Genomic DNA, 20,651 nt, shown 5'->3' with positions numbered 1-20,651 from the left:
CCTCTACACAGATTGTTGCCTACGAATGAACCGTTCTTTCACTTATTCTTCATTCGAAACGTATAAAGGTAAACTGTTCACTTGCCTATTTGAGAGTCTTTTTCTCAAACAAATTACGCTTTGTTTTCAAAGCTTGCTGTCTTCTATAGTGTATCATTAAATCAAGTGATTTTCTATAACAAAGTCTGAGTGAATGATGCTTTAGGCTACGCTTATTATAAAATGATCAACTCTTTTGGTGAATGCGTCAACACGCGATTTCCATTAGAAGTAATCAATAAATCATCTTCGATTCTAACGCCACCGATACCTGGTAAGTAAATGCCTGGTTCGTCGGTAATAATATTTCCTGGAACAAACTGTTTCTCAGCTCGAACTGAAACATTGGGTCCTTCATGGATCTCTAAGCCAATTCCATGTCCTGTTGAGTGTCCAAAAGCTTCGCCATAACCATGTTTCGTAATGTAATCTCTAGCTACAGCATCTAGTTGCTTACCGGTAACTCCTGGTTTAGCTACTTCCAGAACTGCTAGCTGGGCTTCAAGAACGATTTGATAAATTTCTTTTAATTGTTCTCCTGGGTCACCAATCGCAAATGTTCGTGTCATATCAGAAACATAACCTTCATAGTAGCATCCAAAATCTATTGTGATCAAATCGCCTTGTTCAATGATTTTTTTGCTAGCAACTCCATGCGGCATAGCTGAGCGTAAACCACTAGCAACGATTGTTTCAAAAGAAACACCTGACGCTCCAAGTGAACGCATATAAAAATCTAATTGGTTGGCAACTTCGATCTCTGTCATTCCCGGTTGAATCATCTTGAGAATATGGTCATATGCCAAATCTGCAATACTACAAGCTTTTTCAATAATCGCAATTTCTTCTTCGTCTTTGATTTCTCGAAGTTCTTCAATCATGCCCGAAATAGGAATCAGTTGCGCATCAATGATCTCTTCTAATACCGAATATTCTAAGAAGGAAACAGTTGTTTCTTCAAAACCAAGTTCACGTAGTCCTTCTTTTTGAACTAAGTCAGCTACTTCTTCAAAAATCGGTCCTACATTTTTGATGATCTCAAATCCTTGAGCTTGAGCTGCTGCTTGCTCGGTATAACGAAAGTCAGTAATAAAAAAGGCTTTTTCTAATGTGATGACCGCTAAGCCTGTCGTACCAGTAAAATTAGTCAAATAACGAAGATTATATGGACTAGTGATCAAAAATGAATCTAAATTTTCTTCTTGCATTTTTTTACGCAATTTTTCTACTCGTAGCATCATAAATGAAATTCCTTCTTTCTTTGCTCTCTTTTTTCTATTATAGCAAATTTTCTTTCTGACACAGCAGATAAAACAAATTTTCTTAATAAACTTAGTAAAACAAAAATAGTTAAGACAAATCAGTTTCAGATTTGCCTTAACTATTTACTTCTATCTGCAAAACTATTGGCTAAGCGTTAATCTATTTGATTATGATCGTTTCCCAAAAAAGAATGAAACAACTGCCACTAAAATAACTGCGCCTAAAATTGATGGAATAAGTGCCATACCAGCTGCATGTGGTCCCCAGTTACCAAAAATTGCTTGACCGATACTTGAACCAATCAATCCAGCAATGATATTTGTGATACAACCCATAGAATTTCCTTTACTGGTAATTGCTCCAGCAATGGCTCCGATGACTGCACCAACGATTAAAGTCCATATCCAACCCATACTAATAACCTCCTTCTTTACAGTTTCATTCTAGCATAGGAAAATTATTAGGAGCAAATGATTGAACCAGTGTTGAAGCTGACCTAGATAATGACACCGCACACAAAAGAAAAAGCGAAACACAAAACAAAACACGAATGACATGCTGCGAAGAGCATCCATTCGTGTTTTTCTACTTGCGTTTGAAGATACTTTTGACACCACGTTTCACTACATCAAAAAAGCTCAAGGATTGAACCATACGACTAGGATCTACGTATTTTCTGATAGCGCGAAGTACTTTTTTGGGTTCTTTAGAAGAAAATGTATATGTACCATTTTTCTTTGTTTGAATGGCATAGCGCGGAATCCATTTTCCTTTGAACATAACGGATGCGATGACGTAATCAATCTCTTCCCAAGGGATTTGAACAAATTTCCGAGTGTCTCTCGCATGATAAAATTCGAATCCTCGGTCTCCAATCATGATTTTCCCATAATCAGTCAAACCAGTAAACGCAGTGGCATCAATTACCAAATCAACTTTTGTATTGATTGATTGAACCATTTAATCACTCCTATTATTTTATCTATCTAGTATACTATCGTTTCAATGTTGAAATCTCAAGCAGCATCTACTTTTTGATAAAAAAAGCTCGGGGCTACGCCCGAGCTAGATTCTTATTATAAAAGACCAACAACATGGCCAACTACACCGACAACGAATAGACCTAAGATAATGACAATTGGAGAAACTTTTTTCTTCAATAACCACATGCATAGTAATGTCAATGCTAAAGCAGCTAACCCTGGGATCAATTGATCTAAGTTATCTTGTAAAGTTGTTACTTTTTCAGGACTAAGTGCTAGACCACTGTTTACTTGTTCAAAAGCACTCTTGATTCCTTCGCCACCAGCAGGTAATTTATCCCACTCAATGTAAGCACCTTTATCTAACTTAACAGTTGATACAACTGGCAAGAATTTAATCGATACCCACCGCTGTACTAAGGCGGCTAATACGAACATCCCTAAGATAGATGCACCTTTTGTTACGTCTTGCAATAATCCACCAGATAAATCATCTGTGATTTTAGAACCAGCTTTGTAACCAAATTCTTGTGTATACCACATGAATGACCAACGAATAATGTTCCAACCTAAGAAGAAGATGATTGGTCCAAGAATATTACCACCCATTGCTAGAGAAGCACCAAGAGCTCCTAACATCGGACGAACAGTAAACCAGAATACTGGGTCACCGACACCAGCAAGAGGTCCCATCATACCAACTTTAACCCCTTGGATCGCTACATCGTCAACTGGAGCGCCATTTGCGCGTTCTTCTTCTAATGCTAGCGTAACACCCAAGATAGGTGAAGCAATATATGGATGTGTGTTGAAAAATTCTAAGTGACGTTTAAGAGCTGCTGTGCGCTCTTCTTTCGTTTTGTATAATTTTTTGATTGCTGGGATCATTGAGAAAGCCCAACCACCATTTTGCATACGTTCATAGTTCCATGAACCTTGAATGAAGGTAGAACGCCATGCAACAGCTAAACGGTCTCTTTTAGATAAAGTAATTTTTTCTTCTGCCATTTTTATTTTCCTCCTTCAAGATTAATAGTCATTCAAAATGTCGCCTAGAGGGTCACCTGAGTTGCTTCCTCCGCCACCATTTGAAGAGCCTCCCATTTTAGAAAGGTTCAAATAGATAAGAGCTAAAGCAACACCTAAAGCACCTAGGGCAATCAATGTTAATTGAGTAATTGCAGCTACAACAAAACCGATAACGAAGAATGGCCATACTTCTTTAGTTGCCATCATGTTGATTACTAATGCGTAACCTACAGCAACAACCATTCCCCCACCAATAGCCATACCGTCTGTTAACCATGCAGGCATTGATTCTAAGAAAGATTGAACAGTTTGAGCTGGGATGAATAATAATGCTCCAGCAGGAATTGCAATACGGATACCTTGTAAACATACTGCAATGATGTGCCACATTTCAACTTTGCGGATGTTACCTTCTTCAGCAGCAGCATCCATCAAGTGAACGATAGGAACAGCGATTGTACGTACGATCATTGTTAAGAACAAACCAGCAACAGCAAGTGGTACTGCGATAGCAATAGCTGATGGAACGCCTCGAACACCTTGACCACCTAATACTAAAATAATTGCAGATGCAACTGATGCCAATGCAGCATCTGGTGCTACAGCAGCTCCGATATTTGCCCAGCCAAGAGCGATCATTTGAAGAGTACCACCTAATACGATACCTGCTTCAAGGTTACCTGTTACTAAACCTATTAATGTACATGCCACTAGAGGTTGATGAAATTGGAATTCATCCAGAATCCCTTCCATCCCTGCTAGAAAGGCAACGAATACGACTAAAATCATTGAAATAATAGACATGATAAGCCTCCTATAAATATTAGTTTTTTGAATTATGCTTTAGATAATTCAGACTTAGCTTTTTTAAGAATTTCGTCCATATTGTCGCGAGAGTCATTTGGTACTTTACGTACATCAAATTTAACTCCTTTGCTTTCTAGTTTTTCAAATGCCTCTACGTCTTCAGGGCCCATTGATAAAACTTTACTTACGACAACTTTCCCAACTGAGTGGGCCATTGAACCTACGTTTAATTCTTGGATGTCAACGCCGCCTTCAACAGCTGTCAACACGTCTTCAGGATTTTCAAACAATAGCAAAGCTTTTGTATTCCCAAATCTTGGATCTTTAGCAACTTCGATCATTTTAGAAATTGGGATAACGTTTGCTTTAACCCCTGGAGGAGCAGCTTGTTCGATCAATTTCTTACGTAAATCATCTTTTGATACAGCATCTGAAACAACGATGATCCGATTTGGTTGAACAGCTTTTGTCCATGCAGTAGCAACTTGACCATGTAATAAACGTGAGTCAACACGTGCTAAAACATATTTAATCTTACCGTCGCCAACTACTGTTCCTTCAGGTAATGCACCTTTAGGTTGTCCATCAGAAACTTCTGCTTTTGGTGCTTCTTGTGGTTCAAGCTCTTCTGGCTTCACTTTCACACCATCTTTTGCTGTTTCAATGATATGTGCTGCAATTTCTTGAGCAGATTCCATTGAAAAACGTGACGCATAAGCTTCGATCAACATAGGCAAGTTCAAACCACTAACAATTGCCCATTTGTCTTTGTGTTCTTCAAACAATGTGTTTGATTGATTGAACGGTGTTCCGCCCCATAAATCAACTAAGAACAATACTTCGTCTTGATTATCAAAAGAAGCAACAGCCTCTTCTAATTTGGCTCTCAAGTCATCTGGACCTTCGCTTGGTTTTAAAATGACTGCTTTGACGTTTTCTTGTTCGCCAAAAATCATTGAACCTGATTGCAAGATACCTTCAGCAAATTGTCCATGACTTGCAAGGATAATCCCTACCATATTTATACCTCCTACTTCTTTTTGTTGTAACAAATCAAATATTAAAATAATTGCTAACCATTACAACAGATGAATTTGACCATTTTCCAACAACAATATTATGCCTTTTTGGCTTTTGCTAGTAATTCCATCAAAAGGATCTTTCTATCTGCGGGTACTTTGCGAATTTCTAATTCTACACCTTGCTGATTCAAGAATTGGAACGATGCAATATCTTTATGGTCGACTGACACAAAATTTGTAATCATCGTCTTCCCCTCAGAAAAACTCATCCCACCGATATTCAATGAATCCAGCTGTACACCACTTAAGACAATTTTCTCAACGTCTTGAGGATTAGTGAATAAAAGCATCACTTTCGTCGTTGCTAGTAAACCGCTTTGATAAACTTGAATCATTTTTTTCACCGTGATCACATTTGCGATGATTCCCGGTGGAGCAGCTTCTTTTAAAAGAAACTTTCTCAATTTATCTTGGGCTACTAAATCACTAATAACAATGATGCGTTCCACGCCGGTCAATTTTGACCAGACCGTTGCAACTTGTCCATGGATCAAACGATCATCTATACGCGCTAACCGAATATCCATCAGCAAATCTCCTTTTGTTAAACTACTTCACAGAAACCCCTCTCATTTTCTGTGTGTATAACCATCTATTGGCACATTTATATAAAAGCAAGAACCGTGCCAACTTTTTATTAATACACTAAAGGGTTTTAAGGCGTTTCGAAGCAATACACAAAAAAGATACACTAATAACAGTGTATCTTTTTTGTGTATTTTTCATTTAGTGTATTCATTTTTTGCCAATTCATTACGAATCAGCTTGAATGAATAATAAACTTCAGATGAAGGTGTTTCAAATCTGATGGTCTTTTCCAACGGGGATAACAATTGTTGGATAGACGAAAACAATGGATCTTCCATCGCTTTTTCCAGTTCGTCTGATTCAACATTCAATGGCTCGTTTAATAAAATCCGTTCAATCATCCCCACTGTGTGTAAAACTAAATTGATTTTAAAACTATATCCATGATTCTCAATCGATAGCTTCTCAGACACTTGATCACTAAAATTCCATAAAGGATCAATCAATTTGGTTCCATTGATAAATGTAAAATTTTGTTCAATAAATTTCACACAAGTCTGTTTTGCAGTTTCTTCACTCAATGGCACTTCTTCTGTTTCATCTAATTCTGCCTCAAGTAATAATTGATCTAAAATCAACTCGATATTTTGATCGATAAACCGCTCCAATGGAATAAATGGCGCAGCAATCTGCGGATCTGTAATTCCAGTAGTCGCAATGACTTGGTAATTTTCAATTAATTTAGGCAATTCTTTTTCCAATTCTAAAACAGAGAGTGCCAAAACAGTCAACTCGACATCTTGCCGTTTACTTACAGAACGTTCGATCAATTCTTTGATTCGTTGTGCGGTTCCTTCACCAGATGCACAAATAGCTAAGATGGCTTTTTTTCTGAGTGCGGTCGGTTCAGGTGTTTTTTCCATCGAAATTTCTGCATAACCACGGAAATTTTTCAAGGAATCGTATAACATATCTAAATCCGTACCTAACACAGAAACTTTGCGAACCGTCTCTAATACCAAAGAGGTCGTCACCATGTCAACTGTCCGCACAGGAATTCCTGTATCTCGCTGAATCTGAGAATTAAATGAAGCAAGCGAACCCATATCCACTAATAAGATCGTTCCACTGCCTTCATCCACCTCTTGCACCATTCGTTCGATCCGACTAAGCGCCGTTTTAGGATCCATATCCAATGGCATATCGACCGCTCGTACATTGTCTGCATCTAATAATTGTTGGACCACTTGAACCATGCTGCTTGCTGTACTATTACCATGTGCTGCCACGACTACCCCAATACGACCGCTTGCTTGATTTGCCCTTAGCGACACAAGCAAGACAGTGAGATAGTAATCTTCGCTATCTGGAATCGTTACTTGGAAATACTCCTCAATATACTTTCTAACTTCTTTCGCTACTTCATATTCCACTGGAAAATCAATTGCCATTTCACGTATATTATCATTCGTATGGCGCTCTTCACCGATATTGATTCTTTTTAAAAAAGAACTGATATGCAGACTCATTGCGTAGATAAAATTTTGCTGAAACTCATATGGCAAGGCATTTTTTACCATTATATATATTTGATTGGTGACTTCGATGATTTTAGGATCAACAAACTCAGCTAGTTTATTATCAGCATTGAACGAGAATCCATGATCCTTGTAAAAAGATTTCAAATGGATGTTGATATCCGTTGAAATAAAATGATTGATGGCTTCTTGATCTAATCCGTCAGACTTTAATAGTGCTGCTTTGTCCCCAATAATGTCATAAAGGTTATAGGGTAGTTCATAAGAATCAGATTGAATCTTCATGATTGTGTCGTTAGGGTACACCGTAATTTTAGGCTCCAATAGCTTCGATAGTTCGGACATCGCTACTCGATTACTTGCTAATTGGATCAATCCACTTCTAATCCCTTCCGTCAAATCATCGATCGTAATCGAGATTTCTGGAGAATTGATATGATTTAAAAAACCACGAGCGCAAATCAATTGGATATTCGATTTCAACTGACCGATGTTCCCATAGGTTACACTACCGATCAACGCTTTAACAACATCTTCAGTTAGCGAAATTTGCCGCTGGATACGGTTAGCTTCATGGGCGATCATGATTTTAACCAGGTCGATTTTTTCATTTGCAGGGCGTTTTTCAAAAGATGGCAACTTGATATTGATCGGTATTCTTCGAACAAAGGTCTCTAATAGAGAAGAACCAGGGTCCTCAGTTGTTGCACCCACGATCCGAACATTTGCTTCATGAGATTTTGTTGTTTCTCCTAATCGACTATAGGTACCATGATCCATGAAGTAAAAGATCATTTCTTGCCCTTCAGGTGGTAACCGGTGAATTTCATCTAGGAACAACATTCCTCCATCTGCTTGGTCAATGATTCCGGTTTTTTCCTCTTCTGCTCCAGTAAAAGCACCTTTGACATACCCAAACAAGTGACTCATCAATAATTCCGGGTTATTAGCGTAGTCGGCACAGTTAAAGACGATCAACTCGTTGTCTTCACTAATGACGTGATTGGCTTTGGCAAAATGAAACATCGCATGTGCAAAGTAGGTTTTCCCCGATCCAGTTGGTCCAGTGATCAAACAATTCAGACCTCTCGGCGGATATAAAATGGCGGCTTTCGCTTGCTCAACCGAGTTTTTCATACTCCCATTTGCACCAATGATCTTAGCAAAAATATCTTTCGTATCAATCTGAATCCTTGCTTTTTCTACTGGTACTCTTTCTTCTTTATAGCTTATGACATGTTTGGCGGTCGGTTGTTCATAGGCAACATTTTTTTGATATATGTAACGTACAGGTCGTCCATCGGTTTTCAACAATTTTCCTTCACGTACCAACTGATTCAAATCTTTACTACTATTGGTCCGTTGGATTCCTAAAACCTCAGCTATCTCTTTCGTTGTGACCCCTTGATCATATTCAATCGGTTTTAGATGAGCCGTTTTTTCTTTGACATACGTATAAATTCGATCAATGCGCTTCGCCATTTGGTTTCGCCCCTTTTTCATTAACTGGCTTCAAAACATAATACTATAAATTTAATTCCATTTCGTCAACTATTTACAGTAAATATCTCTTATTAAAAGAAGTATTGACTGGATCAGCTACTCTTTGTCTCATTAGAATAATCCAAAAGCGTCCCCTTCAACTTAAAGCTTTTCTTTAAAATGATCGGATCGAAGTGCTTGCGCCGATAAAACATTTTATCTATTGTAATGAAACACAGACAAAAAAGCTCTCCTCTTAATCAACAAGAGAGAACTTTTTTCATTGAGTTTAGTTCATTGTTTATTCAATTTATTCTGTTTATTGAGCGCTCGGATAAACAATCACTTCCAATCCAATATTTTCTAGTGAACTTTTATTAACTCCGATCGTATAACCGAAACACTTGTCTTCTATAATAATACGCTCATCATACCATCTAATTATTCTTCATTTTTACTATCAAGTATGGTCAAAGTACGGTCATAAAAAAAGCTTTTAAAATACCCATTTCCTTTTACCAAATTATCTGTTTTTTCAGGAACATTAAAATAGAGAATTTTGTTTAACGGCTTATGAACCCACTCCATTCTGCACAAAAAGAAAATACATATAGTTACTATTAGAATCGTAATACTCTGCGGTACACCAAAACTTTTAATAAACAAATCCAAATGAAGTTTATCATTCACTATTCTGACGATAGGTATATGCAACATATATATGATCAAGGATAATTCTCCAAAACTCGTAATAAACAGTCGTTTATTACTTATCAAAGCAACCAAACTACTGATTATAAGGAAGACTGCAATATAGTAAATAAATCGGAAAAAACCACCATAAAGACCTACTAATTCGCTTACATTCGCATAAGCATTTCTACCGGTCAAAAATCCCATCGTCAGTGAGGTGCCATATAACTTAAAATAAACGACAAAAAAACTTCCTGACAAAAGGAACAACGCGCACAACTTGATCTTAAAATTGTTTAGATAATTTGACATTTTTTGATAATCAATTAAGTATCCAGCATAAAAAAATGGAAAGAAAGTTAAGATTCTTGAAGAACATAGAAAATCTCCCAAATTTGCATCATATCCTGCCAAACAACCAATTACAACAGCTATGCCTAGCACCCAGTATTTGTCATATCCATCAATAACCATGCTGATTAATTGAAAAGCAAAAATAGCAAAACAATACCACGGCAGTCCGCTTTCTGTTAAAAAGGAAAAGCTTAAAGAACCTGAAGAGAGAAAAGTGCTAATCAAAAATATAATTTTTAAAATGAAAAACCATTTGAGATATCTAAAACTTTTACGGAAATCCTTGTTACGAATTGTATTCTTGCTGAATAGACCAGAAACAAAGATGAATGCTGGCATATGAAACATATATATCCAATAGTTAATTTTCATTAACAAGTCGCTCTTTTGATTCGCCCGATCAATTAAATGACCTACTACAACCAGGAAAATTAATAAAGCCTTTAAATTGTCCCATTTATACAAACGCTTTGAAACGTTATTTAAATTCATTTTTTCATTCATCACTCCTTTTTAAATCTCAGTATACAATACAACATTCACAAATAGTAGTGATTTTTTCTACTCATATGTTGTTATACTTCAAATGAGAAACGTTTTTTATTTTTTTCAAACCGATCATTTAGAATGACGTTCGTTTTTTAATATGTAATTTCCATTTTAACTAATGATAAGCACAGGATTTTGAATAAAAAAATAAAGAATGGTATTGATTTTTATGTTTAAGCACCTTTTTTGTCAACCGTTTTCATTAAAAGTCATAAAAAAAGCTCTATCCTTTACGTAATAAGGGATAGAGCAAACTGTTCATTAAGCTTCTTGAGCTACTGGATAAACAGACACTTGTTTTTTGTCGCGGCCTTTACGTTCGAAACGTACTACTCCGTCAACTTTAGCAAATAAAGTGTCGTCTCCACCAATACCCACGTTCACACCTGGATAAATTTTTGTACCGCGTTGACGGTAAAGAATTGATCCACCTGTAACTGTTTGTCCGTCAGCGCGTTTAGCACCTAAACGTTTTGATTCTGAGTCGCGTCCGTTAGATGTAGAACCGCCACCTTTTTTGTGGGCAAAGAATTGTAGATTCATTGATAACAACATGGTCTGCACCTCCTATTTATCATTAATTGTTTTAATTTGGATATATTCTGAATTTTCAGCTTCTATCGATTGTAATCCCAACAAGAGATTTTCTAATAGAATCTCGGCAATATTGTTTTGCTCTTGTGTCAATCCTGAAGTGACTTCGGTATATAAATAACCGCCCTCTTCTTCATTCATTTCGACAATTGGTTCAAAACCAGCTAATGAGGCAATCCCATTGACAGTACTGATCGCTAATGCAGAAACTCCTGCACAGACGATATCACTCCCATAAGGACCAGCATCAGCATGCCCTGTCAAAGTAAATGAAACGATTTGACCAGCGTCATTACGTTTAAATGTTCCTTTGATCATTATTCAGGCCTTCTTTCTCAAGCGCTAATTAAGCGTTGATCGCGTCGATAACCACTTTTGTGTATGGTTGACGGTGACCTTGTTTACGGTGTGAATGTTTTTTAGGTTTGTATTTGAAAGTAACGACTTTCTTTTGTTTGCCGTGTTTTTCAACAGTACCTTCAACAGTTGCACCAGAAATAATTGGAGCGCCTACTTTTGTAGTTTCGCCACCTACTAAGATAACTTCGTCAAAAACAACTTTTTCACCTGCTTCAACGTCAAGTTTTTCAACGTAGATTGCTTGTCCAACTTCAACTTTTACTTGTTTACCACCAGTTTTAATAATTGCGTACATGCTATAAAGCACCTCCTTATAATAGACTTAGACTCGCCATCCAGAGTGACAGTTACCTGTACTTACAAACTCGTTCTGTGCGGTTGTAGCTGTGGAGTCCACAATTACAACAGTACTAGATTACCAGAAACCAGCGCATTCGTCAACTCTAGATTCTAGAACTTTTCTTAAGTCAATCAATCGCAATTTTCACTTTTGCTAATTATAATGTTAGTGAAGACGAAGGAGGTAAACGAATGAACTATCCTGATGAATTGGTTCAAGAAGCAACGATTCGTATGCAAGGTCGTGCGGTAGAAGGTTTCGTTGCTGGTCAAGGCCCACTCCACCCAAAACTCATGCTGGTAGGTGAAGCTCCTGGCAAAACAGAAATCGATAATCATATTCCTTTTAGCGGACAAGCAGGCAAAGAACTAATGCAAACTCTTGCTCTAGCTGGTTTGACAAGAGAAGATGTTTATATTACTAGTGCAGTCAGAAGTCGACCTTATCGGACAGTCCAACGACTCAATAAACGAACTCAGCAAGCAGAAACTGTTTATCCGAATCGGACACCAACGAAAGCGGAAGTATTCGCTCATGCGCCGATCCTAGATTATGAAATCGAACATGTCGAGCCCCATTTGATTGCTACATTAGGCAATATCGGTTTGCAACGGTTATTAGGTTCTGCTTATACGATCTCTAAAAATCATGGTCAGCTTTATACTGGGCCTATTTTAAAACTGAATCAACAAAAAGATGCTTACGAGTGGAGTGATAAAAGCTACCAGATCCTCCCGCTTTTCCATCCTGCAGCTATTTTTTACAATCGAACATTAGCTGACGTGATCCGCAAAGACTGGCTTACCTTAGCAAACTATCTCGAGAAAGATCCTAGCAATCAATAGCCACAGCTTCCATAGTAAAAAATCCCGAAACAGAAAAAAGCTGTTTCGGGATTTTTGAATTTTTATAGCTTATTTTAATTAAACACTACAAAAAAACACTTTGTTTGCCCTGCTTCTCAAAAACATTTCTCCTGCTCATGACTGATTACGTATATTGTTCATGCAGCGCTGAGAGTGCATGCGCTACTGTTTGGTGTTGCTCAAAGCCAGCTTTTTGCCATAAATGCTGTAGTTGTTTTTCTACTTCTGGTTGTAGCGAGGTGTAAATAATCGTTTGTTCTCGCATTTCAGCTTTTTCTTGAAACTCATCAAAAACAGCCCGGGCAGTTAAATCAATACTTGGAACACCACGCATAGAAAAAATGATCCCCTCTTTTTGATTTAAATCGGCTAATGTATTTTTTAATTTTTCAGCAGACATAAAAAAGAGTGGTCCGCTAATATAGACAACTGTCCAATTATCTAATTTTTTCGTTTCTGGCAAATCCATTCGTTCCCAATCGATTGTTTCAACCGAGATCGTGATTGCCGCACTTTTGATCACAAAGAAAATACAGCCACCGATAATGCCGATGACGATCGCAATACTTAAGTCAAAAATCACGGTACATCCCATAGTAATCAAAAATAATAAGATGCCAGACCAATATCTCTTAGTGAACAAGACGTTGATCGTTTCCCATTCATTCATGCGCCAAGCAGTAACAATCAACACTCCTGCCAAAGCTGGCATAGGAATGTTTGACATAATTGGTGCAAAAATAATCATAGATAAAAACAAAACCAAAGCATGAATGATACCAGCTAAACGAGTCTGTGCCCCTGATTTAATTGCCACACTTGTTCGGGCAATCGCAGCTGTCGCTGGAATGCCTCCAAAAAATGGTAAAACTAGATTTCCGATTCCTTGCGCAACAAGTTCTTGGTTGCTGTCCAATGGTTTGTTTGCCATTCGTCCCGCAGAAGCACCACAGAGCAAACTTTCCACCATGCCAAGCAAGGCAATGCTAATCGCTGGCACCATCACTTCTTTTAAAGAATCAAGATGAAAGGCTGCAAACGTTAAGCGATCGCTACTAATCAACGTCTGTGGAATTTTTCCCACGGTTGCTATCGGCAAGTGAAACAAGAACATCGCAACCGTTGCAAGAATAATTGCCATCAAAGAACTTGGTATAGTTTGAGCCCATTTTTTGGGGTAGATAATCATTCCGATGATCACTAATAATCCCATAATAAAGGAGGAAAAATTTATCGAAAAGCCAAAGGTCTGATAGCTGAGAAACTTCTCAATCACATTTGCACCTTCTGAATGGACACCAAACAAGTTATCCACTTGACCCAAGGCAATGATAATAGCAATTCCCGAAGTAAATCCAGTAATCACTGGAGCTGGAATAAAAGAGGTCAATGTTCCTAATCTAAAAATGCCTGCCACTAGCAATAATAGTCCTGCTAAAAATGTCGCCAGTAACACCCCAGACATCCCTTGAGTAGCTGCAATCGACATCAAGATCGCAGCCATTGCGCCTGTTGGTCCTGAAATTTGATAAAAACCACCTGACAAGCCACCAATAATAAGTCCAGCAATAACCGCTGTAATTAATCCTGCCGCAGCATTTGCACCACTGGACACGCCAAACGCCAACGCTAAAGGTAAAGCTACTGCAGCTACAGTAATACCAGCTAATAAATCTTTTTGGAATTTTTGACGATCATATCCGTCAAATTCTTCATTTAGTAAAAAAATATACTTTTTGAACAACCTAGAGACTCCTTTTTTATAAAAATTTTACGAAACACGCAACTACTAGAATAGCATATTTTTCTAACTCATGTCAGCTTTTTCACAAAGTTATAGGCGTTTTCATGAAAATTTTTATAAAATAAGATTAACTCAAATCAAAAGAGTCAGTAATCCAATGATTGCCAGACCACCTTGTTTCAAAATAATTAGTTTGTCACTAGTGATACTACCGTAAGCTGCGACCAATACAATATAAACCAATAACAAACTTGCTATTTCTTTTGGTGCAGACGAAATATAAGTGGCATACAATAAAGCAATACCTAACAATCCATTATAAACACCTTGATTTTTAAATAACGTTTGTACCGACGAATTACTTAATTCTTTTTGACTCATTTTAAATACTCTGCCAGTTGCTTTAGAAGTTGTAGCAAAGGTTTCTAAATACATGATATAAAAAAATTCAATTGCGACTAATGTAATGATAATTTGTGAAATAATCGACATATTTTCTCCCCCTATTCATTTCTGCCTATCGGCTTAGAATAAGTATAGCCGAACCGTTCAAAAATAAAAAAACAAACACTTGTAGCGATTATATTATAAGAACCTTGGATCCCCTGATACCAAACATCATCCACCTATAGAGGATGGACTGATTTCTGCTTAAACGAAGTTAAAATACACGAATGTATGAATTTGTAGAGTAAAAATTTTACCTACTCCTTTTACCTAGAAAAGCATCCAATATTCTTTTTTTAACACATACCTAGGACGTAGAAAATCCTACCTGATTAGACTGCGTATCATAAGAATACTTGCTACGTAATCATTTGGCACAAATTTGGCACAAGAACAAAGAAAAACCGGTAGAAACGAAAGTTTCTACCGGTTTTGGTTTTTTTTACGTCACAGGAGGGATTCGAACCCCCGACCGTCCGCTTAGAAGGCGGATGCTCTATCCAGCTGAGCTACTATGACAGCTTTTTCGGAACAAAAATAATTATATAGAATCATTTTGGTTCTGTCAATATTAAATAGTTATTTTATCAATAAAAAAGATTGCTCAATAGAAAGCGTTCCTCTTTTACCTAGTGTCCGACAAAAAGCAAGCTTTTTGTCGTAACAAGGTAAATACTCTTAAGGTAGATGAATTTGCTCTTTTTCTTTAGTTATCAAGATCACACCATCACCTAGCGGCACTAATGTGGAAGTCAAGTCTGGATGGGTCATGACGACCTGTAAAAATTCATTTAATTTACGATGAATGGCACGTTTGCCTCTAGGAATCTCTTCATCAGGCAATAAAATCGTTCCGCCTTGAAAAATATCATCAACCATCAATACGCCACCTTTTTTTAGCAGACGTAAACATTCTGGTAAAAACTCAATATATTTCGATTTGGCACTGTCCATAAAAATAAAATCATAAGGCCCAGTTAGTTCTGGTAAAATATCAGCCGCTTGTCCTTCTAGTAAAGTAACTTTTTCGGTTAAGCCAAGTCTTTCATAAGTTGCCTTGGCCTTTTTGATCATAACATCAAAACGATCGATCGTCGTGACGTGACCTTTTTCACTGATTAATTGAGCCATCAAACTAGAAGAAAAACCAATAGCTGCACCAATTTCTAAAACATTCTTTGGTTTTAATTGCCCTAATAAAAACTGCATGAATACGACTGTTTCATGGGGAATGATCGGTACTTCCGCTAAATGGGCTTCTTCTTCAATCAAACCAAGCTCTCCAGACAATTTTTTCTGTTTTGTCCGCATAAAATCAACTAACTCTTCTTTTACTACCGGACGATGCATCATTTCATTACGCATAATCTGCCTCCTCTTCCAAATTATTATACGAAGAACCTGACAAATCCACAAGTTGCAAACAAGTTTACACTCACTTTCCTTTTCGTTGGCTATGAGTAAAAAACCGATTGAAACTTTTCTTTTTTTCAAATTCATCTAGCATATTCCAAGCTGTAATACCGGTCAAACAAAAGGCGATGGTAAAAAATAGCCAGCGCATCCAAGTAAATGCTGATTTTGATAAAAGAATGCCAATATAGGGAATCTGAAAAATGGGCGTTCCAATGATGTATCTTCTCCCCACTACACCAGATTCGGTCTGCGTGGAACTATCTGCTTTAGTATAAAAGTCTTGATGGTCTTTTTCCACTGCGATCACTCGTCGGGTGGTTATTTGCTCTCCTGAGTTTTCATAATACGTAATCACGTCACCAACCAACAATTCTTCTGGTTTCTTCGGACGTACATAGATCAAACTTCCTTGGCTATAGTAAGGACTCATACCACGATCTTCAATAATATGGGTTGATAGACCAGCTATTTTAGGAAGTAAAATAATGCTCAAAATGATCGCTAAAATAACAATCAGTGTAATTGAACTAATATAGGTTATTTTTTTATAAAATGGCACTAGTTTCCACTCCCTTTACTCATTTCTTATTTCCCATCATATAATAACGATTTAATTTTATCAATTTTAACTCTATTTCTTCTACAACGAATTGAAAGAATTTTAAAAAAAATCTAAAAAATAACTCTGGTTATCTAACTTTATGCAGGTTTATGATTGACTAGAAAACAAAAAACGTTTACCCTAAAAAAAATGTTACTTTTAGAAAGGACACATTATGAACTTTTTTAATAACATTAAATATTTTAAAAAAGCGAACTCATTAAAGATAAAATGGTTTTTCACTATTCTATTATCAACGTTATTTTTAATGATAACAGTATATTTCTTTTATTATATTTTTACTCCTTCTGATAGTGGAAAGGTCAAAGAAATAAAAAATTCATGGGAATTTTACTTAAAAAATGAACCTGATTTTCGTTTTGATAGTCATTATATTAGTTACCTTCCAACAGTTGAAAGAAATGAAACTTTTGTGATGGAAACTATATTAAAAGAAGAGATGGATGATTCGAACTTAGTGATTCGTGGAAACAACCAATGGATAAAAGTTTATTTAAATGATCAACTTTTATATGATCGAACAAATGAACAAGACCAACTTCATCCTGGTTTATCTTTGGCAGTTATTGATCTGCCTACACATTATGCTGGTGAACACTTAAAAATCGAAGTTACTTCACCATATGAAAACTATTCGGGTATTCCACCAAAAGTTTATGTTGGAAATACGGGACCAATCATCAGCTTTATTTTTTCCCAATCTGTTCCTCAAGTAGTTACCATGATCATTGCCATCTTTTTAGGAATTGGGATATTGGTGTACGCCATTTTTAAGCTTTACAAAAAAAAGACACTAGATATTTCACTGATCATTCTCAGTTGTTTTGCGTTAGTCTTAGGGTTTGAATCAATCTCTGAAGATATATTAAGCGGCATCCTTTTTGAACCAATCGTCCATTCGATTTTATCTGATACATTTACTATTTTAACTTCAGTATTTCTGGTATTGTATTATTTATCCCGAATGAAACATTATCAAAAAATATATGGTCTCTTTTGTTTTCTACAAGTCTCCATCCAAATAGGTGTCCTTATTTATTCATTGATGACAGTAGGAGAATTAACTGAACTAATGCCCATTGTTAATGCGGTTAGTGTAATCAGTACATTAGTTACTTCGCTTGTCTGTGTTGGGGAAGCCTATCGGAATAATCGTTTTTTCATTGCTTGTACACCGTGGATTGTGCTGATTGCCATTTTCCATTGTATGCTTTATATCCAACCATCATTAGGTATTTATAATGCAAATATTAATTGGTCTACTATTCTATTTATGATTATTCTGATTATTATCATTTGTTATAATATTATCGAGTACATCATCAGCTTTGATAAGCATCAGCGAACTGTTAATTTCTTGAAAACAAAATCGGATTTACTTGAACAGCATTATGATCAGCTACGTGATCACATTCAAGAAATCAGTACATTAAGAACTGAGTTTATCCAAACTATGGAAAACTTAGAACACTTGGTCAAGGAAGAAGAAACCGATGAAGTACAAAATTATGTGCAAACTATCTTAACTAATGCTCGAAATTTTGAATTTATTTTCTCTTACTCCTCTCACCAACTCACTAATCTTATTTTAGCTCGTTATCAAGAAATTGCATCAAAGCGAAATATCAAAGTGAAGTTTCAAGCCGAACTACCAGAAGTATTGACCGTCAATGATGATGACTTGACCCAAATACTGATTCATGTCTTAGAACATTCTTTTAGAGAAACACATGCCATTGAAGATCCAATGCATCGAAAAATTTATTTATCGATGCAGGAAAAAGAAAATCAACTATTGATTCGTTGTGAACATAGCGCAAACTATGAAACAAATCTCTTTTCACAAGGAATTACAGAAAACTTTGCTGAACAAGAACAGTTTGATTTAAAAATAATCCAAGATGTGGCGGAACGTTATGCAGGAACGTTGACTCAGGAAAAAGATAGTCAGGTAGATCGTTTAATCATCCAATTGACTAAAACAAATCCCAAGAAAAGCATATAATGTCTTTGGTAGATTGGAAAATTGATTCATTGAATGAAGGTTTGAGCGGACAAAATAATATTCGTTCTCTTTCTCAAAAAAAGATAAAAAACAGGGAACACCAATCATTGGTGTTCCCTGTTTTTGACTAATGACTAACATTCGATCAATATAAAAGAGCAAGAAAATCTTCAGCTTCGATTGCACCAAAATACTTTTTGATATCAATCGTTTTTACTACATCACTTAAAACTGATTTATCATATCTTTGTCCAATCAGTTTTTCTTCGACGTCCTTTATCTCTCCTAACCCAAAGAAGTCACCAAATATTTTCACATCATCAATCAAACCATGTGACACATTCAGATGGACTTCGATCGAACCAATCGGATACCGCTTTTGTCTCGAAAAGTTAAAATCAGGTGATTTCCCATAATTCCAATCCCAATTACGATAATAGCGATCAGAGATTTCGTTGATTTTGATCCAGTCTTTGTCTGTTAGCTGATACGTATTAACCTCTGCCAGCGTTGCTACTCCGAATATTTTTAATAGAATTTCATCACGAAATTCTTCTGTTAACATCTCTTGTTTTTCTTTAGGTAAAAATGGTTTGATATTGGTCACACGAGAACGAATCGATTTGATCCCTTTGGACTCGATTTTATCTTTTTTTACTTTTAACGCATTGACCACTTCATTGATGTCAGAATCAAACATGATAGTTCCATGGGCAAACATTCGACCATTCGTTGCATACATTGCATTACCAGAGAATTTCATACCATCAATCACTAAATCATTTCGGCCTTTTAATTCCGCTCCAGATACCCCTAATTCGTGAAGAGCTTGAATAATTGGCTTAGTAACTTTAGCAAAATCACGGAAAGAATCGCCATCATCAGGCATGATAAAACTAAAGTTTAAATTTCCAAAGTCGTGATAGACGGCTCCACCGCCACTTAAACGACGAACGACATGGATGCCCTGTTGTTCAACGTAATCTCGATTGATTTCTTCGATCGTGTTTTGATTACGCCCAATAATGATAGATGGTTCATTGATATAAAACAATAAAATCGGTTCATCAACAGGCATTTCTTGGAGTAAAAATTGTTCAATTGCTAGATTGATACGTGGATCATGCTTGTCATTCGGTACAAAAATCATTGTCTTCCTCCTAGATATCAAATACTTTATCGACTTTTGCTAGTGCTACTTCTACTGTATCACCCGCAGCTTGTTGCGCTTCGTTCTGTAATTGTGTAAGATCCCCAAATTGAGGTAAATGGGTCAATACTAGCTTTTTGACTTTTGCTGCTTTCGCAAGTTCCCCCGCTTCTTTTGACGTAAAGTGCGCTTTGTGTCGTTCATTACCAGCAAACAGATAAGTATCTGCTAGAAATAAGTCTGCATTTTCAGCAAATTCTACAAAACTTTCCAAATAGCCGGAATCACCTGTAAAAACAAAGACTTTGCCAGTCGCTTCTTCGACGATCCGCATGGCATAGCACACCACTGGATGGATGGTTTCCATAAACGTGATTAAAAAAGGACCTACTTTCAATTCTTCTGCCTCAAAATAGCCACGTCCTTCTGACACGTTCGGCATTGTTAACTCATCAAAATGAAAAGTATCTTTAGTATGACCATAGATTGGCAAGATAGCTCCTGGTTCTTTTTCAGGATGTAGTTGCCAATAATATTGCAATACACCTAGATCAGCGATGTGATCATGATGGTAATGGCTCAAGATAACCGCATCAAGTTCTAACGGTTCAAGATGCTCTTGTAATTTTATCAAGGTGGCGCTACCAGCATCGATCAGTAGGTTAAAGCCAGCTGACTGCAATAAATAGCTAGTCGTTCCTTGATTTTTATATGGATAGGCGCCTAAGCAACCTAATACAGTTAATTTCATGATCGTTCT

Annotated in this window: 20 protein-coding genes, 1 tRNA gene and 1 other annotated feature; of the genes, 2 read left to right on the top strand and 19 right to left on the bottom strand. The window is 36.7% G+C overall.

Annotated elements, in window-relative coordinates; translation table 11 throughout:
- Positions 1–215 precede the first annotated feature (215 nt).
- The 12 genes from AB3H93_RS02220 to rplU form a co-directional block, all read right to left on the bottom strand.
- Positions 216–1,280, bottom strand: a complete 1,065-nt coding sequence (locus tag AB3H93_RS02220) for a Xaa-Pro peptidase family protein (protein WP_126344473.1) — start codon at positions 1,278–1,280, stop codon at positions 216–218.
- Between the two features lie 189 nt (positions 1,281–1,469).
- A complete protein-coding gene (locus AB3H93_RS02215; protein WP_010719798.1) occupies positions 1,470–1,715 on the bottom strand; it encodes a GlsB/YeaQ/YmgE family stress response membrane protein in 246 nt (81 codons plus the stop codon).
- Between the two features lie 172 nt (positions 1,716–1,887).
- Positions 1,888–2,262, bottom strand: coding sequence for a DUF956 family protein (locus tag AB3H93_RS02210; RefSeq protein ID WP_010719799.1), 375 nt, complete (start codon positions 2,260–2,262; stop codon positions 1,888–1,890).
- 116 nt (positions 2,263–2,378) lie between these two features.
- Positions 2,379–3,293 carry a PTS system mannose/fructose/sorbose family transporter subunit IID gene (locus AB3H93_RS02205; protein WP_010738207.1) on the bottom strand — a complete coding sequence of 305 codons (915 nt, stop codon included), beginning with the start codon at positions 3,291–3,293 and terminating at the stop codon, positions 2,379–2,381.
- 21 nt (positions 3,294–3,314) lie between these two features.
- Positions 3,315–4,118 carry a PTS mannose/fructose/sorbose transporter subunit IIC gene (locus AB3H93_RS02200; RefSeq protein ID WP_010719801.1) on the bottom strand — a complete coding sequence of 268 codons (804 nt, stop codon included), beginning with the start codon at positions 4,116–4,118 and terminating at the stop codon, positions 3,315–3,317.
- 32 nt (positions 4,119–4,150) lie between these two features.
- The gene (locus tag AB3H93_RS02195; RefSeq protein WP_010719802.1) at positions 4,151–5,140 is read right to left on the bottom strand and encodes a mannose/fructose/sorbose PTS transporter subunit IIA; all 990 of its coding nucleotides are present in this window, start codon (positions 5,138–5,140) and stop codon (positions 4,151–4,153) included.
- A 98-nt stretch (positions 5,141–5,238) separates the two neighbouring features.
- The gene (locus AB3H93_RS02190) at positions 5,239–5,730 is read right to left on the bottom strand and encodes a mannose/fructose/sorbose PTS transporter subunit IIB (protein WP_010719803.1); all 492 of its coding nucleotides are present in this window, start codon (positions 5,728–5,730) and stop codon (positions 5,239–5,241) included.
- A gap of 195 nt (positions 5,731–5,925) precedes the next feature.
- A complete protein-coding gene (locus tag AB3H93_RS02185) occupies positions 5,926–8,751 on the bottom strand; it encodes a sigma 54-interacting transcriptional regulator (protein WP_053766119.1) in 2,826 nt (941 codons plus the stop codon).
- 441 nt (positions 8,752–9,192) lie between these two features.
- Positions 9,193–10,302, bottom strand: a complete 1,110-nt coding sequence (locus tag AB3H93_RS02180; protein ID WP_063626741.1) for an acyltransferase family protein — start codon at positions 10,300–10,302, stop codon at positions 9,193–9,195.
- A 306-nt stretch (positions 10,303–10,608) separates the two neighbouring features.
- On the bottom strand, positions 10,609–10,902 hold the full coding sequence (gene rpmA / locus AB3H93_RS02175) for a 50S ribosomal protein L27 (RefSeq protein ID WP_010719806.1): 294 nt from the start codon (positions 10,900–10,902) through the stop codon (positions 10,609–10,611).
- A gap of 12 nt (positions 10,903–10,914) precedes the next feature.
- Positions 10,915–11,259, bottom strand: a complete 345-nt coding sequence (locus AB3H93_RS02170) for a ribosomal-processing cysteine protease Prp (protein WP_010719807.1) — start codon at positions 11,257–11,259, stop codon at positions 10,915–10,917.
- A gap of 28 nt (positions 11,260–11,287) precedes the next feature.
- Complete coding sequence (gene rplU / locus AB3H93_RS02165) at positions 11,288–11,596, bottom strand: 50S ribosomal protein L21 (RefSeq protein WP_010719808.1); 309 nt, start codon at positions 11,594–11,596, stop codon at positions 11,288–11,290.
- Between the two features lie 19 nt (positions 11,597–11,615).
- Positions 11,616–11,691 (bottom strand) — a sequence feature (ribosomal protein L21 leader region).
- Between the two features lie 141 nt (positions 11,692–11,832).
- Here rplU and AB3H93_RS02160 point away from each other — a divergent pair.
- Positions 11,833–12,486, top strand: coding sequence for a uracil-DNA glycosylase (locus AB3H93_RS02160; protein WP_368020057.1), 654 nt, complete (start codon positions 11,833–11,835; stop codon positions 12,484–12,486).
- A 145-nt stretch (positions 12,487–12,631) separates the two neighbouring features.
- Here AB3H93_RS02160 and AB3H93_RS02155 read toward each other — a convergent pair whose 3' ends face one another.
- From AB3H93_RS02155 to AB3H93_RS02135, 5 genes are all read right to left on the bottom strand, one after another.
- Positions 12,632–14,251, bottom strand: a complete 1,620-nt coding sequence (locus AB3H93_RS02155) for a SulP family inorganic anion transporter (RefSeq protein WP_034698791.1) — start codon at positions 14,249–14,251, stop codon at positions 12,632–12,634.
- Positions 14,252–14,383: 132 nt separating this feature from the next.
- Positions 14,384–14,743, bottom strand: coding sequence for a DUF1304 domain-containing protein (locus AB3H93_RS02150; protein WP_368020056.1), 360 nt, complete (start codon positions 14,741–14,743; stop codon positions 14,384–14,386).
- A 400-nt stretch (positions 14,744–15,143) separates the two neighbouring features.
- A tRNA-Arg gene (locus AB3H93_RS02145) sits at positions 15,144–15,217 on the bottom strand.
- A 159-nt stretch (positions 15,218–15,376) separates the two neighbouring features.
- The gene (locus AB3H93_RS02140; protein WP_034698785.1) at positions 15,377–16,063 is read right to left on the bottom strand and encodes an O-methyltransferase; all 687 of its coding nucleotides are present in this window, start codon (positions 16,061–16,063) and stop codon (positions 15,377–15,379) included.
- Between the two features lie 70 nt (positions 16,064–16,133).
- Positions 16,134–16,673, bottom strand: coding sequence for a signal peptidase I (locus AB3H93_RS02135; RefSeq protein ID WP_010719813.1), 540 nt, complete (start codon positions 16,671–16,673; stop codon positions 16,134–16,136).
- 217 nt (positions 16,674–16,890) lie between these two features.
- Here AB3H93_RS02135 and AB3H93_RS02130 point away from each other — a divergent pair, with 217 nt between their 5' ends.
- Positions 16,891–18,741, top strand: a complete 1,851-nt coding sequence (locus tag AB3H93_RS02130; protein ID WP_368020055.1) for a GHKL domain-containing protein — start codon at positions 16,891–16,893, stop codon at positions 18,739–18,741.
- Between the two features lie 145 nt (positions 18,742–18,886).
- On the opposite strand, the gene AB3H93_RS02125 is transcribed toward AB3H93_RS02130, so the two are convergent.
- Together AB3H93_RS02125 and AB3H93_RS02120 are read right to left on the bottom strand one after the other, a co-directional pair.
- Positions 18,887–19,891: a lipoate--protein ligase gene (locus tag AB3H93_RS02125; protein ID WP_010719815.1), complete on the bottom strand. Its 1,005-nt coding sequence runs from the start codon at positions 19,889–19,891 to the stop codon at positions 18,887–18,889.
- A gap of 10 nt (positions 19,892–19,901) precedes the next feature.
- Positions 19,902–20,642 (bottom strand): MBL fold metallo-hydrolase, encoded by a 741-nt coding sequence (locus AB3H93_RS02120; protein ID WP_010719816.1) that lies wholly within the window; start codon positions 20,640–20,642, stop codon positions 19,902–19,904.
- Positions 20,643–20,651 lie beyond the last annotated feature (9 nt).

Source organism: Enterococcus sp. C74, from assembly GCF_040887125.1.
Taxonomy (GTDB): domain Bacteria; phylum Bacillota; class Bacilli; order Lactobacillales; family Enterococcaceae; genus Enterococcus_B; species Enterococcus_B hirae.
This window is presented reverse-complemented; position numbering and strand designations above follow the sequence as displayed.

Bases quoted from the DNA above. Each gene is read 5' to 3' on its own strand.
- AB3H93_RS02220 (WP_126344473.1), bottom strand. From the start codon at position 1,280: ATGATGCTACGAGTAGAAAAATTGCGTAAAAAAATGCAAGAAGAAAAT.
- AB3H93_RS02215 (WP_010719798.1), bottom strand. From the start codon at position 1,715: ATGGGTTGGATATGGACTTTAATCGTTGGTGCAGTCATCGGAGCCATT.
- AB3H93_RS02210 (WP_010719799.1), bottom strand. From the start codon at position 2,262: ATGGTTCAATCAATCAATACAAAAGTTGATTTGGTAATTGATGCCACT.
- AB3H93_RS02205 (WP_010738207.1), bottom strand. From the start codon at position 3,293: ATGGCAGAAGAAAAAATTACTTTATCTAAAAGAGACCGTTTAGCTGTT.
- AB3H93_RS02200 (WP_010719801.1), bottom strand. From the start codon at position 4,118: ATGTCTATTATTTCAATGATTTTAGTCGTATTCGTTGCCTTTCTAGCA.
- AB3H93_RS02195 (WP_010719802.1), bottom strand. From the start codon at position 5,140: ATGGTAGGGATTATCCTTGCAAGTCATGGACAATTTGCTGAAGGTATC.
- AB3H93_RS02190 (WP_010719803.1), bottom strand. From the start codon at position 5,730: ATGGATATTCGGTTAGCGCGTATAGATGATCGTTTGATCCATGGACAA.
- AB3H93_RS02185 (WP_053766119.1), bottom strand. From the start codon at position 8,751: ATGGCGAAGCGCATTGATCGAATTTATACGTATGTCAAAGAAAAAACG.
- AB3H93_RS02180 (WP_063626741.1), bottom strand. From the start codon at position 10,302: ATGAATGAAAAAATGAATTTAAATAACGTTTCAAAGCGTTTGTATAAA.
- rpmA (WP_010719806.1), bottom strand. From the start codon at position 10,902: ATGTTGTTATCAATGAATCTACAATTCTTTGCCCACAAAAAAGGTGGC.
- AB3H93_RS02170 (WP_010719807.1), bottom strand. From the start codon at position 11,259: ATGATCAAAGGAACATTTAAACGTAATGACGCTGGTCAAATCGTTTCA.
- rplU (WP_010719808.1), bottom strand. From the start codon at position 11,596: ATGTACGCAATTATTAAAACTGGTGGTAAACAAGTAAAAGTTGAAGTT.
- AB3H93_RS02160 (WP_368020057.1), top strand. From the start codon at position 11,833: ATGAACTATCCTGATGAATTGGTTCAAGAAGCAACGATTCGTATGCAA.
- AB3H93_RS02150 (WP_368020056.1), bottom strand. From the start codon at position 14,743: ATGTCGATTATTTCACAAATTATCATTACATTAGTCGCAATTGAATTT.
- AB3H93_RS02140 (WP_034698785.1), bottom strand. From the start codon at position 16,063: ATGCGTAATGAAATGATGCATCGTCCGGTAGTAAAAGAAGAGTTAGTT.
- AB3H93_RS02130 (WP_368020055.1), top strand. From the start codon at position 16,891: ATGAACTTTTTTAATAACATTAAATATTTTAAAAAAGCGAACTCATTA.
- AB3H93_RS02125 (WP_010719815.1), bottom strand. From the start codon at position 19,891: ATGATTTTTGTACCGAATGACAAGCATGATCCACGTATCAATCTAGCA.
- AB3H93_RS02120 (WP_010719816.1), bottom strand. From the start codon at position 20,642: ATGAAATTAACTGTATTAGGTTGCTTAGGCGCCTATCCATATAAAAAT.